We start from the raw sequence: 12,423 nt of genomic DNA, 5'->3' as shown, positions 1-12,423 counted from the left end.
ACCGGCGCTTTGCCGTAGCGGTCTGTCTGCTGGCGAATGAAGCGTTTTGCCGCCATAATTCGCGCGTCGAAGTTCAGCTTCGCTTGAGCCGTTTCGCTGCTGGCGCCTACCCGCGTCGGCACCCGTCGCTGTATCGGCAGCGTCTGCGAAACCCACCCGTTTGCAGCATCCCCGCGCTGGCAGTGTGCCGGGGCGGCTAAGAGACACAATCACATTGCATGGAGTCGGCATGAGCGCCAGTTCTCACCTCAAGGTTCCGCACGGCGGACAGAAAATCGTTCCCGGGCAAGCAACCCCGAACAACCCGATCATCCCGTTCATCGAAGGCGACGGCATTGGCGTCGATATCACGCCGGTGATGATCAAGGTGGTCGATGCCGCGGTGGCCAAGGCGTACGCCGGCGAGCGCAAGATCCACTGGATGGAGGTGTATGCCGGCGAGAAATCGACGCGCCTCTACGGTGCCGACGAATGGCTGCCGGCCGAGACTTTCGCTGCGCTCAAGGAATACTCGGTGTCGATCAAGGGGCCGATGACGACGCCGGTCGGCGGCGGCATCCGCTCGCTCAACGTCGCGCTGCGTCAGGAACTCGACCTCTACCAGTGTGTGCGCCCGGTGCGCTACTTCCAGGGCGTGCCGTCGCCGCTGAAGGATCCGTCGAAGACCAATATGGTCATCTTCCGGGAGAACACCGAGGATATCTACGCCGGCATCGAATGGCAGGCGGGATCCGATGCATGCAAGAAGGTGATCGACTTCCTGCAGAACGAGATGGGCGTGCGCAAGATCCGCTTCCCCGAGACTTCCGGCATCGGCATCAAGCCGGTGTCGCGCGAAGGTACCGAACGTCTGGTGCGCGCGGCGATCAAGTACGCCATCGCCAACCAGCGCCGCTCGGTGACGATCGTGCACAAGGGCAACATCATGAAGTACACCGAGGGCGGCTTCCGTGACTGGGCCTACGCGCTCGCCAAGAACGAGTTCGGCGGCGTCGAGATCGACGGCGGCCCGTGGCTCAAGCTGCCCAACGGCATCGTCATCAAGGACGCCATCGCCGACGCCTTCCTGCAGCAGATCCTGCTGCGTCCTGGCGAATACGACGTGATCGCGACGCTCAACCTCAACGGCGACTATGTTTCCGACGCGCTCGCCGCGCAGGTCGGTGGCATCGGCATCGCGCCGGGAGCGAACATCTCCGACCAGTACGCGTGTTTTGAAGCGACGCACGGTACGGCGCCGAAGTACGCTGGTCTCGACAAGGTGAATCCGGGTTCGCTGATCCTCTCCGCCGAAATGATGCTGCGTCACCTCGGCTGGAGCGAAGCCGCCGACCTGATCATCAAGGGCATGGAAGCGGCGATCGGCGACAAGGTCGTCACCTACGACTTCGCGCGCCTGATGGACGGCGCGACGGAAGTTTCCTGTTCGGCCTTTGGCGAGGCGATGATCGCTCGCATGTAAGCGTCGCCAGGTACGTCCCGTAAGGGGCCGGTGAGGGTTGCCGGCCCCTTTTCTTTGGGTGTGATCCCGCACGAGGAGGATCGCATGCAGTGCAATGACGTGGCCGCGAGCGCGGCAGATTGCATCACCACGCTTGACCAGCAACGCCTGATGGCCCTGATCGAACGCGCGTGCGCCCGCGCGGAAGGTGCTCCGGCGCAGGCTCGCCAGATATTGCAGCATGTCCGGCAATCGGTGGTGGTCGCGCCTGAAGCGGCGCCGCGCGATCTGGTGACGATGAATTCCACCGTCGTCGTTGCCGCCGCCGACGGACGGCAGCATGAACTGACCGTGGTCTATCCCGAAGACCACGACCCCGACGAGGCCTGCTGGTCCGTCTTCAGCCCCATTGGCGCGGCACTCTTCGGGCGGCGCGTCGGTTCTGACGTGGACATCGATGCTCCCGAGTTCGCCGGCGTGCGCTGGCAGATTCGCGCGATGCCCTTCCAGCCGGAAGCGCACGGCTGGCTGACGATGTAAGCGGGCCACCGCCGTACACTTTGCGCACGGGCAGGGGGGCAGCCGTGGTTTTCGCGAGGAGGGCTGCGCCCGCTGACGGGCGCTCTCTCTGGCGAGCAATATCGGGGTCTCTGGCGCCCGAGTTTCCTGCGCTGAGGCTTACTGCGCGGCGAGCAGTCGTTGCAGTGGTGGCATCAGCCAGGGCAGCGTCAGGGCGGCGAAGGTGCCGCCCAGCCCCATTGCCAGCGCGGCAAAAGCGCCCGCTTCTTCGCTGATCTGCAGGGCGCGAGCCGAGCCGATGCCGTGCGCGGCGAGGCCGAGGGCGAAGCCGATACTGGCGTCGTCACGCACGCCTAGACGGCGCAACACGCCACTACCCATCACGGCGCCGAGGATGCCGGTGATGATGACGATGACGGCGGTGAGCGACGCCAGCCCGCCGATTCGCTCGGAGATGCCCATGGCGATGGGCGTCGTCACCGATTTTGGCGCCAGCGAGGCAACCGTTGGCGGAGTCGCGCCAAGCGTGGCGGCAATCAGGCTGGCCGAGAGCGCTGCCGCCAGCGAGCCGACCACCAGCGCAATGAAAATCGGCCCCGCTTGAGCGACGATACGCTGGCGTTGACCGTAGAGCGGTACGGCCAACGCCACCGTTGCTGGCCCCAGCAGAAAATGCACGAACTGCGCGCCGCCGAAGTAGCTGGCGTAGGGCGTGTCGGTCAGCAGCAGGATGATCGACAGCAGCGCGACGGCGATGAGCACCGGGTTGGCCGCCGGATTGCCGTGCAGACGGCGTTGTACGGCAAAGGCCAGCGCGTAGGCAACGAGTGTCAGGGTGAGCCAGAGTAGCGGCTGCGCAGAGAGATAGACCCAGATGTCGTGGGCAGGGCCTTCAATCAGGGAGGCGTCCATTCGCGTAGTTCTCCCCGTCAGTCGTTGGCGGCGATCTTGCCGGCGCGTCCGGCCCGCGTCAGGCGCGATAGGGTCAGCCCGGCGACGGCCAGCCCGATGACTGTGCTGCCGATCAGTGCCACGGCAATCGGCATGGCCTCGGCGGCGAGACGGTGCAAGTGCAGCAGTACGCCGGTCCCCGCCGGGACAAAGAGCAGCGGTAGATGTTGCAGTAGCCCGCCGGCAGCGCGCCGTTCGGACTCCTGCGGGCCGCCGCGCACGACGAGCCACGCCAGCAAAAACAGCATTCCGAGCACGGGGCCGGGCACCGGGAGTGACAGCAGGCGGGCGATGGTTTCGCCCAGCAGTTGGCACGAGAGAAAAAGCGCAAGCGCTGCGATCATCAGCGTTCCTGGCAGGCGTCTGGCCTGAAAACAATGCGCGGTGTTTTACGCCTTTTGGCGCAGGTTGGCGAGACGCACCTGGAAGACGCGCCTCGCCACATGGGGCGATCAGCCTGTTTGACCGTTCGCTCAGGCCATCGCTTCGTACAGCGGCAGCGTCAGAAACTCCGGATAGTCCGGCGTCAGCGACATGCGGTCGAAGATGTCCGCGGCCTGCTCGTAGGTCGCCGTGTTTTCTCCTTGCGCGGCGACGGCGGCTTTCACCTTCGCCAGCTCTTCGGCAATCATCGGCCGCACCATCTCGGAGGTCACCTTGCGTCCGTCGTCGAGGATGCCCTTCGGCGAGACGACCCACTGCCACACCTGCGAGCGCGAGATTTCGGCGGTGGCGGCGTCTTCCATCAGGTTGTGGATCGGCACACAGCCGTTGCCGGCGAGCCAGGCGCCGAGGTAGTGGATGCCGACGTTGATGTTGTTGCGCAAGCCGGCTTCGCTGATCGGCTGCGTCGGCTGGAAGTTGAGGAAGTCGGCGGCGGTGAACTCTTCATCGCGCTGCTTCTCCCACTGGTTCGGACGCTCGCCGAGCACCTTGACGAATTCCTCATGGGCGATGGCAACGAGGCCCGGATGCGCCACCCAGCCGCCGTCGAAGCCGTCGCGGGCGTCGCGCGCCTTGTCGTGGCGGATGCCGGCAAGCGCCTTTTCGTTGGCGACCGGGTCGTTCTTGATCGGGATCAGCGCGCTCATACCGCCCATCGCCGGCGCGCCGCGCTTGTGGCAGGCCTTCACCAGCGCCAGCGCGTAGCTGCGCATGAACGGCACTTCCATGGTGATGACGCTGCGCTGGGCGAGGCAGAAGTCCGGGTTCTTCTTGAACTTCTTGATGCACGAGAAGATGTAGTCCCAGCGTCCGGCGTTGAGGCCGGCCGAGTGCTCACGCAGCTCATAGAGGATTTCTTCCATCTCGAAGGTGGCGAGGATCGTCTCGATCAGCACGGTCGCCTTGATCGTGCCGCGCGGCAGGCCGACGTGCTCCTGCGCCAGGACGAAGATGTCGTTCCACAGGCGCGCCTCGAGGTGGCTTTCCATCTTCGGCAGGTAGTAGAACGGGCCGGCGCCGCGCGCGATCTGCTCCTTGGCGTTGTGGAAGAAGACGAGGCCGAAGTCGAAGATGCCGCCGGAAACGCGCTGGCCGTCGACGAGGACATGCTTCTCGTCGAGGTGCCAGCCGCGCGGACGGATCTGCAGCGTGGCGATGTTGTCGTTGAGCTTGTATTCCTTGCCGGCTTCGTTGCGGAACGACAGCTCGCGGCGGATCGCCTTGTACAGGTTGATCTGGCCCTGGATCTGGTTATCCCAGTTCGGCGCGTTCGAATCCTCGAAGTCGGTCATGTACGAATCGGCGCCCGAGTTGAAGGCGTTGATGATCATCTTCGCTTCGACCGGGCCGGTGATTTCGGTGCGGCGGCGCTCCAGCGCCTTGGGCAGCGGCGCGATTTTCCAGTCGCCGGCGCGGATGTGCGCGGTTTCCGGCAGATAGTCGGGCATCTCGCCGGCGTCGATGCGTGCCTGACGGGCGACGCGCGCGGCCAGTAGTTCCTGGCGACGCGACTCGAAGGCGCGGTGCAGTTTGGCGACGAGCGCCAGCGCGTCATGCGTCAGTACGCTTTCGTAGCCGGGCTTGAGCGGACCGGTGATTTGTACGCCTTGCGGCAGATTGAGGCTCATGGGGTCTCCTTGGGTGTGTTGGGTCAGAAATAGATCTTGATGAAATAGATGAGCGTCAGCCCGCTGCCGACGGCGACCACCAGTCGGCGCAACCATAGCGCCGGCAGGCGGCGGGCAAGCGAGGCACCCGCCCAGCCGCCGGCCATCGCCGTAACGAGCATCACCAGCGCGTGCGGCCAGCTGATCGCGCCAGCGATGATGAAGGTCGCCGACGAGACGGCATAGTTGATGCCGGAAGTCAGGTTCTTCAGCGCGTTGATTTCCTGGATGTCGTCGAAGCCTTGTATGGACAAGGCGGCCAGCGTCAGGATGCCCATGCCGGCGCCGAAGAAGCCGCCGTAGATGGCGACGGCGAGCTGGAACAGTGCGCCGCCGGGGCCGCCCGGCGCAGCGGCTGCGCCGCGCCCGAGCCGCTGGCGCAGCCGCGCGAGGCCTCTCGAGATCTGCCCGCTGAAGGCGAACAGCGCGGTGGCAATGAGCAGCAGCCAGGGAATCAGCTTGGAGAAGGCGGCGTTCGACGTCGCCAGCAGCAACAGGCCGCCGACGATGCCGCCGATCAGCGAGACGACGATCAGCAGCAGCGCCCAGCGCCCGTGGCGCAGTGCCTCGCGCCGGTAGGCCCAGGCGCTGACAAGGCTGGCCGGACACAGGCCGACGGTGTTGGTGGCGTTGGCCATCACCGGTGGCACGCCGGCGACGAGCAGGGCGGGGAAGGAAAAGAAGGTGCCGCCACCGGCCATCGCGTTCATGCCGCCGGCGAGAAAGGCGCCGCCGGCGACGAGCAGCATCAGTGCGAGATCCATCTCAGTACGACCCTTCCACTGTCTGGCGAATGCGACCCTTGCCGGGCTGCGCGGGGCGCGGAGCACAGCGGCCGGCGTGCGCGGGGAGGGCGGCGACGGCGGCGACGGCGGTGATGGTGTGCTTGGCGAAGTTGGCGGTCATCGATTGAGGGGCGTGGCGGTCGTTTGGCAACAGGCGGCGGAATCCCGCGCAGAGTTCAATGTCATGCAGTGTATTGTTGCTCATAACAAAAGATAAGTCGCGTTGCGGGACAATGATCTTTTACTTAAAGTAACAGGTGATGGATACCTTCAAGCAGATCGGCGCCTTTGTCAGCGTGGCCACGCGCGGCAGCCTGTCCGCCGCGGCGCGCGCGGAGGGCGTCACGCCGGCCATCGTTGGCCGCCGCCTCGATGCGCTGGAGGCGCGGCTGGGCGTCAAGCTGCTGCTGCGCACGACGCGCAAGCTGACGCTCACCTTCGAGGGACAGGCTTTCCTCGAAGACTGCCAGCGTGTGCTCAACGATCTGGCCAATGCCGAGGCGGCGGTATCGCTTGGGGGCGTCAAGGCGAGCGGTCAGCTGCGCGTGTCGGCACCGGCGGGTTTCGGCCGCCGCCATGTCGCGCCGCTGGTCGGCGCCTTCATGCAGGCCAACCCGGAAGTCACGGTCAATCTCGATCTCTCGGATCGTCTCGTCGATCTGATGAACGAGAACATCGACTGCGCGGTGCGCATCGGTGAGTTGCAGGATTCGAGTCTGGTCAGCGTGCGCCTCGGCGAGATGCGGCGCATGGTGGTCGCCAGCCCGGCGTATCTGGTGGCGCATGGCGTGCCGCGCACGCCGGCCGATCTGGCGCAGCACGAGTGCCTCTCGCTCGGTCAGCAGCGTGGCTGGGTGTTCCGCGATCCCGATACCGGGGCGGTGGAAACGCGCAAGGTCGGTGGCCGCTTCGAGTGCAACGACGGCGCCGTGCTGCACGAGTGGGCGCTCGCCGGCAAGGGGCTCGCCTGGCGTTCGCTGTGGGAGGTCGGGCGCGATCTGCAGGAAGGCCGGCTGACCTCAGTGCTCGACGCCTGGCAGGCGGCGCCGATGGGCATCTACGCGGTGTTTCCGCAGCGCCGGCATCTGCCGCTGCGCGTGCGCCTGTTCATCGACCTGCTCAAGGAACGCTACGGCGAGCCGAGCTACTGGACGATCAACGGCGGCTGAGCGCCGGGGCGGGGCGCCGGTGTTTCCGGCATGTGCGCTCGCGTCCATGAAAAAAGGCGCCAGTGGGGGCACCGGCGCCTTCTGCTCCTCAGGAGGCCGTTGGACGGCTTAGTGGAACTGCTCTTCTTCGGTCGAGCCGGTCAGCGCGGTGACGCTCGAGGTGCCGCCCTGAATGACCGTCGTTACTTCGTCGAAGTAGCCGGTGCCGACTTCCTGCTGGTGCGAGACGAAGCTGTAGCCACGGTCGCGCGCGGCGAACTCGGGCTCCTGCACCTTCTCGACGTAGGCCGACATGCCGCGGGCAACGTAGTCCTGCGCCAGATCGAACATGTTGTACCACATCGAATGGATGCCGGCCAAAGTGATGAACTGGTACTTGTAGCCCATGGCGCCGAGCTCGCGCTGGAACTTGGCGATGGTCGCGTCGTCGAGGTTCTTCTTCCAGTTGAACGACGGCGAGCAGTTGTAGGCCAAGAGCTTGCCCGGGTGCTTGGCATGCACGGCTTCGGCGAACTTGCGAGCGAATTCCAGATCCGGCGTGCCGGTTTCGCACCAGACGAGGTCAGCGTATTCAGCGTAGGCGACGGCGCGCGCGATCGCCTGGTCGAGGCCCTTACGCGTCTTGTAGAAGCCTTCGGCGGTACGTTCGCCGGTGACGAAGGGCTTGTCGCGCTCGTCGTAGTCGGAGGTGAGCAGGTCGGCCGCTTCGGCGTCGGTACGCGCGATGACCAGCGTCGGCACGCCGCAGACATCGGCGGCGAAGCGCGCGGCGATCAGCTTCTGCACGGCTTCCTGCGTCGGCACCAGCACCTTGCCGCCCATATGGCCGCACTTCTTCACCGAAGCGAGCTGGTCTTCGAAGTGCACGCCGCCGGCGCCCGAGCGGATCATCGCCTTCATCAGTTCGAAGGCGTTGAGCACGCCGCCAAAGCCGGCTTCGGCGTCGGCAACGATCGGCGCGAAGTAGTCGATGTAGCCCTTGTCACCGGCCGAGATGCCCTTCGAGTGCTGGATTTCATCGGCGCGGCGGAACGAGTTGTTGATGCGCTCGACGACCTTCGGCACGGAATCCACCGGGTACAGCGACTGGTCGGGGTACATCGACGCGTACGAGTTGTTGTCGGCAGCAACCTGCCAGCCGGACAGGTAGATCGCCTTGACGCCGGCCTTCACCTGCTGCATCGCCTGACCGCCGGTCAGCGCGCCGAGACAGTTGATGTACGGCTCGTTGTTGACCAGATTCCACAGCTTTTCGGCGCCGCGGCGGGCGATAGTGTACTCAATCGGGAAAGAACCGCGCAGGCGGACCACTTCGGCTGCCGAGTAGCCACGCTTGATGCCCTTCCAGCGCGGATTTTCGGCCCAGTCTTTTTCCAGTGCGGCGATTTGCTGTTCGCGAGAACTCATGTTCTTCCTCTTGAAAAATGGCGATGGTCTGTTGCGACGGGGACGACTTGCCAGCAACGGTGCGACGTTTTTCGCTGCCAGCGGCGGCACAAGCTGCCTGTCGTTGGGAGAAAGTATAAGTGCCTTTGGTGGCTGACTCAATAGTCTTATATAAGACAGAAGATATTTTTATGATTAATTAAATCAATAGGTTGTGTTCTGTATTTTGCGATGCAAAATTGTAGTGATCCCTGTGAAACGACAGGTGGGTATTGGAGCGGGATCGTTACCGGAGTGGACGGTCCTGTGGTGCGCGTGCGGGTACGCTCATCGCGGGATGAGCCGACGCCTTAGCATCGGACGCAATGGAACATGCGCCGCCTCTAGGCAGGCACGCAGAGAGATTCGTCAGGAGGGGCGTCCCGCAGGGGCGCCGGAGGTGGCTCAGGTCAGCGCAGCGGCGCTGACGAGGATGCCGTCTTCGTCAGCGTAGAGCCATTCGCCGGGAATAAACTCTACATCGGCGAAGTTAAGCGGCAGATCGCGCTCGCCGAGGCCGTTCTTCTCCGTCTTGCGCGGATGCGTCGCCAAGGCGCGTACGCCGAGATCAACGCGGGCGATGACGGCGGAGTCACGGATGCAACCGTTGATGACGACGCCTTCCCAGGCATTGCAGCGCGCCAGATCGGCGAGTTGATCGCCGAGCAGGGCGCGACGCAGAGAGGCTTTGCCATCAATAACGAGAACGCGCCCGGCGCCGCTCTCCGCGAGAATCTCGCGGACCCGGGAGTTGTCTTCGAAGGTGCTCAGGGTGGTGATGCGCCCCATGAATTTGTTTCGTCCGCCGAAGTTGCGGAACAGGGGCGTAGCGACCCGCAGACTTCCGTCCGCGAGTCGCGCTTCGTTGGCATCGAGCAAATCAGCAGTGCAAAAAGGCATGGTCGTGTCAGGCGACGGTTTCGGCCTCTTCCTCGAACACCAAGCGCACCTGGTCGTCAGCGTCGATGTCGACCGTCACCTGACCGCCACCGGCAAGACGTCCGAACAGAAGTTCGTCGGCCAGTGCCGCGCGGATCGAGTCCTGAATCAGCCGGGACATCGGTCGGGCGCCCATCAGGGGATCGAAGCCCTTGGCGGCGAGGTACTGCTTGAGGGCATCGGTGAAGATCGCTTCCACCTTCTTTTCGTGGAGTTGTTCTTCGAGTTGCATCAGGAATTTATCGACAACGCGCAGGATGATCTCGTGATCGAGCGGCCGGAACGAGATGATCGCGTCGAGACGGTTACGGAACTCCGGCGAGAAGAGCCGCTTGATATCGACCATCTCGTCGCCCGCCTGCTTGGCGGTGGTGAATCCCATGCTCGTCTTCTGGATCGCTTCCTGTCCCGCGTTGGTGGTCATGATGATGATTACGTTGCGGAAGTCGGCCTTGCGACCGTTGTTATCGGTAAGCGTACCGTGGTCCATCACCTGCAGCAGGATGTTGAAGATGTCCGGATGCGCTTTTTCGATTTCATCGAGCAGCAGCACGCTGTAGGGTTTCTTGGTAACGGCCTCGGTCAGCAAACCGCCCTGATCGAAGCCGACATAGCCGGGAGGCGAGCCGATGAGTCGCGAGACGGCGTGCCGTTCCATGTACTCCGACATGTCGAAGCGGATCAGTTCGTTGCCAAGGCCATAGGCTAGTTGCCGCGCAACCTCGGTCTTGCCGACGCCGGTCGGGCCGGAGAAGAGGAAGCTGCCGATCGGCTTGCCCGGAACGCCGAGCCCCGAGCGCGCCATCTTGATGGCTTTGGAGAGCGCGTCGATGGCCGCGTCCTGCCCGAAGACGACAGCCTTCAGGTCGCGGTCGAGATTCTTCAGGACACTCCGGTCGTCTGAAGAGATGTGCGTCGACGGAATTCTGGCAATGCGGGCAACGATTTCCTCGATGTCCTGCTTGCCGATGAGCTTCTTCTGCTTCGATTTCGGCAAGATGCGTTGCGCGGCGCCGGCCTCATCGATAACGTCGATGGCCTTGTCCGGCAGATGACGGTCGCTGATGAAGCGCGCCGACAGTTCGACGGCCGAGGTGATAGCCGCCGCCGAGTACTTGATGCTGTGGTGAGACTCGAAGCGGGTCTTCAGGCCCTTGAGGATTTCGACTGTCTCGGCGATGGACGGCTCATTGACGTCAATCTTCTGAAAGCGACGCGAGAGCGCGTGATCCTTCTCGAAAACGCCCCGGTACTCGGTATAGGTCGTCGCGCCAATGCACTTCAGCTGCCCCGACGAGAGCGCCGGCTTCAGGAGATTCGACGCGTCCAGCGTGCCGCCCGAAGCCGAGCCGGCGCCGATCAGCGTGTGAATCTCGTCGATGAAGAGAATCGAGTTGGGGTTCTCGGACAGTTGCTTGACGACGCCCTTCAGGCGTTGTTCGAAGTCGCCCCGATATTTCGTGCCGGCAAGCAAGGAGCCCATGTCCAGAGCGAAGACACGCGCCTTGGCGAGCACCTCCGGCACTTCGCCCTCGACTATGCGGCGTGCCAGCCCCTCCGCGATGGCGGTCTTGCCGACACCCGCCTCGCCGACCAGCAAGGGGTTGTTCTTGCGCCGGCGGCACAACGTCTGAACGACGCGCTCCAGTTCCCGGTCGCGACCGATCAGCGGGTCGATACGCCCTTGCAGCGCGAGCGCGTTGAGATCAATGGTGTAGCTTTCCAGCGGCCCCGAGGTGGCTTCCGCTTCGGCTTCCGGCTCGGCTTCGCGTTCCTGCCGAGTGGCGTTTTGCGGCACCTTGCTGATGCCGTGCGAGATGAAATTGACTACGTCGAGACGCGTCACGCCCTGCGTTTGCAGATAGTAGACGGCGTGCGAGTCCTTCTCGCCGAAGATGGCGACCAGCACGTTCGCGCCGTTCACTGCCTTCTTTCCGGATGACTGCACATGCAGGATCGCGCGCTGAATGACGCGTTGGAAGCCGAGCGTCGGCTGCGTGTCAATCTCGCCCTCGCCGGAGACCGTCGGCGCATGCTCGGTGATGAATTTCACCAAGTCCTTGCGCAACTGTTCGAGCACCGCACCGCAGGCACGCAGCGCCTCGGCGGCCGAAGGGTTGTCGAGCAGTGCCAGAAGCAGATGTTCGACGGTAATGAATTCGTGCCGCTTCTGCCTGGCTTCAACGAAGGCCATGTGCAGGCTGACTTCAAGTTCTTGCGCAATCATTCAGTTTTCCTCCATGACGCACGCCAGCGGGTGCTGGTGATCGCGAGCGAAAGCCGCTACCTGCTCGACCTTCGTTGCCGCGACATCGCGGGGATAAACGCCGCATTTGCCGCGACCCTCGTTGTGAACTTTGAGCATGATTTGCGTCGCCCGTTCTCGGCTCATGGCGAAAAATTTTTCCAGAACCAGTACGACGAATTCCATTGGTGTGAAATCGTCGTTCAGCAGCAGCACCTGATACATCGGGGGCGGCCCGACTCGGGTCTGCTCTGCTTCCAGTAGTAGGCTTTCCTGTAAACGCTTGGTCATGGACGAATTCTAACCAGTCCGCCCGAATGCGCAACCGCCGTGCCCTGCCTCGATCCTGGCGCGCGATCCGTGCGTCGAGTTTCGGGTCGATGCATGAATTTCGATTAAATCTGCAAAAATGTTCAGAAAATGCTTGACGCATTTGTGGCTTGTAGCGTACAAGTAACGCATGCATCGGTTTTGAACGGATCTCCGTGTTTCGCTTGCCGGATTCCGGGTTACCGTCAGTACAAATCGACGCATGCAAGTCGGGCGGCGCCCGGATTTAGTCTCTTTTCAAGGATGTAGCAATATGGCAACTGGTACTGTTAAGTGGTTCAACGACGCCAAGGGTTTTGGTTTCATCACGCCGGACGACGGTAGCGAAGATCTGTTCGCTCACTTCTCCGCGATCACCATGCCCGGATTCAAGACCCTCAAAGAGGGCGAGAAGGTTTCCTTTGACGTTACCCAAGGTCCCAAGGGTAAGCAAGCTTCGAACATTCAGCGCGCCTGAACGTTTTCGGACTCGCTAAGAGGAGGTTGTCTCCGGACAACTTCCCCTGCA

Annotated in this window: 13 protein-coding genes; 4 read left to right on the top strand and 9 right to left on the bottom strand. The window is 63.4% G+C overall.

The features are described 5' to 3' along the window. Window positions 1–229: 229 nt before the first annotated feature. Window positions 230–1,462 (top strand): NADP-dependent isocitrate dehydrogenase, encoded by a 1,233-nt coding sequence (gene icd / locus GHK24_RS08005; RefSeq protein ID WP_153471754.1) that lies wholly within the window; start codon window positions 230–232, stop codon window positions 1,460–1,462. A gap of 84 nt (window positions 1,463–1,546) precedes the next feature. Further along, window positions 1,547–1,981 (top strand): GreA/GreB family elongation factor, encoded by a 435-nt coding sequence (locus GHK24_RS08000; protein WP_153471751.1) that lies wholly within the window; start codon window positions 1,547–1,549, stop codon window positions 1,979–1,981. A gap of 138 nt (window positions 1,982–2,119) precedes the next feature. Here GHK24_RS08000 and GHK24_RS07995 read toward each other — a convergent pair whose 3' ends face one another. The 5 genes from GHK24_RS07995 to GHK24_RS07975 all read right to left on the bottom strand — a co-directional run bounded on the left by GHK24_RS07995 (window position 2,120) and on the right by GHK24_RS07975 (window position 6,012). Next, window positions 2,120–2,872 carry an LrgB family protein gene (locus tag GHK24_RS07995; protein ID WP_153471748.1) on the bottom strand — a complete coding sequence of 251 codons (753 nt, stop codon included), beginning with the start codon at window positions 2,870–2,872 and terminating at the stop codon, window positions 2,120–2,122. Window positions 2,873–2,889: 17 nt separating this feature from the next. After that, window positions 2,890–3,255, bottom strand: coding sequence for a CidA/LrgA family protein (locus tag GHK24_RS07990; RefSeq protein ID WP_153471745.1), 366 nt, complete (start codon window positions 3,253–3,255; stop codon window positions 2,890–2,892). Between the two features lie 129 nt (window positions 3,256–3,384). Next, entirely contained in the window at window positions 3,385–4,983 is a 1,599-nt protein-coding gene (gene aceB / locus GHK24_RS07985; protein WP_153471742.1) for a malate synthase A, read from the bottom strand. A 23-nt stretch (window positions 4,984–5,006) separates the two neighbouring features. Further along, window positions 5,007–5,786, bottom strand: coding sequence for a sulfite exporter TauE/SafE family protein (locus GHK24_RS07980; protein WP_153471739.1), 780 nt, complete (start codon window positions 5,784–5,786; stop codon window positions 5,007–5,009). Window position 5,787: 1 nt separating this feature from the next. Next, window positions 5,788–6,012, bottom strand: coding sequence for a hypothetical protein (locus tag GHK24_RS07975; RefSeq protein WP_153471736.1), 225 nt, complete (start codon window positions 6,010–6,012; stop codon window positions 5,788–5,790). A gap of 55 nt (window positions 6,013–6,067) precedes the next feature. On the opposite strand from GHK24_RS07975, the gene GHK24_RS07970 reads away from it, so the two are divergent. Then, entirely contained in the window at window positions 6,068–6,976 is a 909-nt protein-coding gene (locus tag GHK24_RS07970) for a LysR family transcriptional regulator (protein ID WP_153471733.1), read from the top strand. A 108-nt stretch (window positions 6,977–7,084) separates the two neighbouring features. Here the strand turns inward: GHK24_RS07970 and aceA are convergent, their stop codons facing one another. From aceA to clpS, 4 genes are all read right to left on the bottom strand, one after another. Further along, window positions 7,085–8,383 (bottom strand): isocitrate lyase, encoded by a 1,299-nt coding sequence (gene aceA, locus GHK24_RS07965; RefSeq protein ID WP_153471730.1) that lies wholly within the window; start codon window positions 8,381–8,383, stop codon window positions 7,085–7,087. Window positions 8,384–8,806: 423 nt separating this feature from the next. Next, window positions 8,807–9,301 carry a ribonuclease E activity regulator RraA gene (gene rraA / locus GHK24_RS07960; RefSeq protein WP_153471727.1) on the bottom strand — a complete coding sequence of 165 codons (495 nt, stop codon included), beginning with the start codon at window positions 9,299–9,301 and terminating at the stop codon, window positions 8,807–8,809. A 7-nt stretch (window positions 9,302–9,308) separates the two neighbouring features. Further along, window positions 9,309–11,567, bottom strand: coding sequence for an ATP-dependent Clp protease ATP-binding subunit ClpA (clpA, locus tag GHK24_RS07955; protein ID WP_153471723.1), 2,259 nt, complete (start codon window positions 11,565–11,567; stop codon window positions 9,309–9,311). Next, window positions 11,568–11,876 (bottom strand): ATP-dependent Clp protease adapter ClpS, encoded by a 309-nt coding sequence (gene clpS / locus GHK24_RS07950; RefSeq protein ID WP_153471720.1) that lies wholly within the window; start codon window positions 11,874–11,876, stop codon window positions 11,568–11,570. It lies immediately after the preceding gene. A gap of 292 nt (window positions 11,877–12,168) precedes the next feature. Between clpS and GHK24_RS07945 the strand changes: the two genes are divergently transcribed. Beyond that, window positions 12,169–12,372: a cold-shock protein gene (locus GHK24_RS07945; RefSeq protein ID WP_153115297.1), complete on the top strand. Its 204-nt coding sequence runs from the start codon at window positions 12,169–12,171 to the stop codon at window positions 12,370–12,372. Window positions 12,373–12,423 lie beyond the last annotated feature (51 nt).

It is taken from the genome of Rhodocyclus gracilis (assembly GCF_009617575.1).
GTDB lineage: Bacteria > Pseudomonadota > Gammaproteobacteria > Burkholderiales > Rhodocyclaceae > Rhodocyclus > Rhodocyclus gracilis.
Note: the sequence above shows the minus strand (reverse complement) of the source record. Positions and strands in the feature narration are given on the sequence as shown.

Bases quoted from the DNA above. Each gene is read 5' to 3' on its own strand.
- icd (WP_153471754.1), top strand. From the start codon at position 230: ATGAGCGCCAGTTCTCACCTCAAGGTTCCGCACGGCGGACAGAAAATC.
- GHK24_RS08000 (WP_153471751.1), top strand. From the start codon at position 1,547: ATGCAGTGCAATGACGTGGCCGCGAGCGCGGCAGATTGCATCACCACG.
- GHK24_RS07995 (WP_153471748.1), bottom strand. From the start codon at position 2,872: ATGGACGCCTCCCTGATTGAAGGCCCTGCCCACGACATCTGGGTCTAT.
- GHK24_RS07990 (WP_153471745.1), bottom strand. From the start codon at position 3,255: ATGATCGCAGCGCTTGCGCTTTTTCTCTCGTGCCAACTGCTGGGCGAA.
- aceB (WP_153471742.1), bottom strand. From the start codon at position 4,983: ATGAGCCTCAATCTGCCGCAAGGCGTACAAATCACCGGTCCGCTCAAG.
- GHK24_RS07980 (WP_153471739.1), bottom strand. From the start codon at position 5,786: ATGGATCTCGCACTGATGCTGCTCGTCGCCGGCGGCGCCTTTCTCGCC.
- GHK24_RS07975 (WP_153471736.1), bottom strand. From the start codon at position 6,012: ATGAGCAACAATACACTGCATGACATTGAACTCTGCGCGGGATTCCGC.
- GHK24_RS07970 (WP_153471733.1), top strand. From the start codon at position 6,068: ATGGATACCTTCAAGCAGATCGGCGCCTTTGTCAGCGTGGCCACGCGC.
- aceA (WP_153471730.1), bottom strand. From the start codon at position 8,383: ATGAGTTCTCGCGAACAGCAAATCGCCGCACTGGAAAAAGACTGGGCC.
- rraA (WP_153471727.1), bottom strand. From the start codon at position 9,301: ATGCCTTTTTGCACTGCTGATTTGCTCGATGCCAACGAAGCGCGACTC.
- clpA (WP_153471723.1), bottom strand. From the start codon at position 11,567: ATGATTGCGCAAGAACTTGAAGTCAGCCTGCACATGGCCTTCGTTGAA.
- clpS (WP_153471720.1), bottom strand. From the start codon at position 11,876: ATGACCAAGCGTTTACAGGAAAGCCTACTACTGGAAGCAGAGCAGACC.
- GHK24_RS07945 (WP_153115297.1), top strand. From the start codon at position 12,169: ATGGCAACTGGTACTGTTAAGTGGTTCAACGACGCCAAGGGTTTTGGT.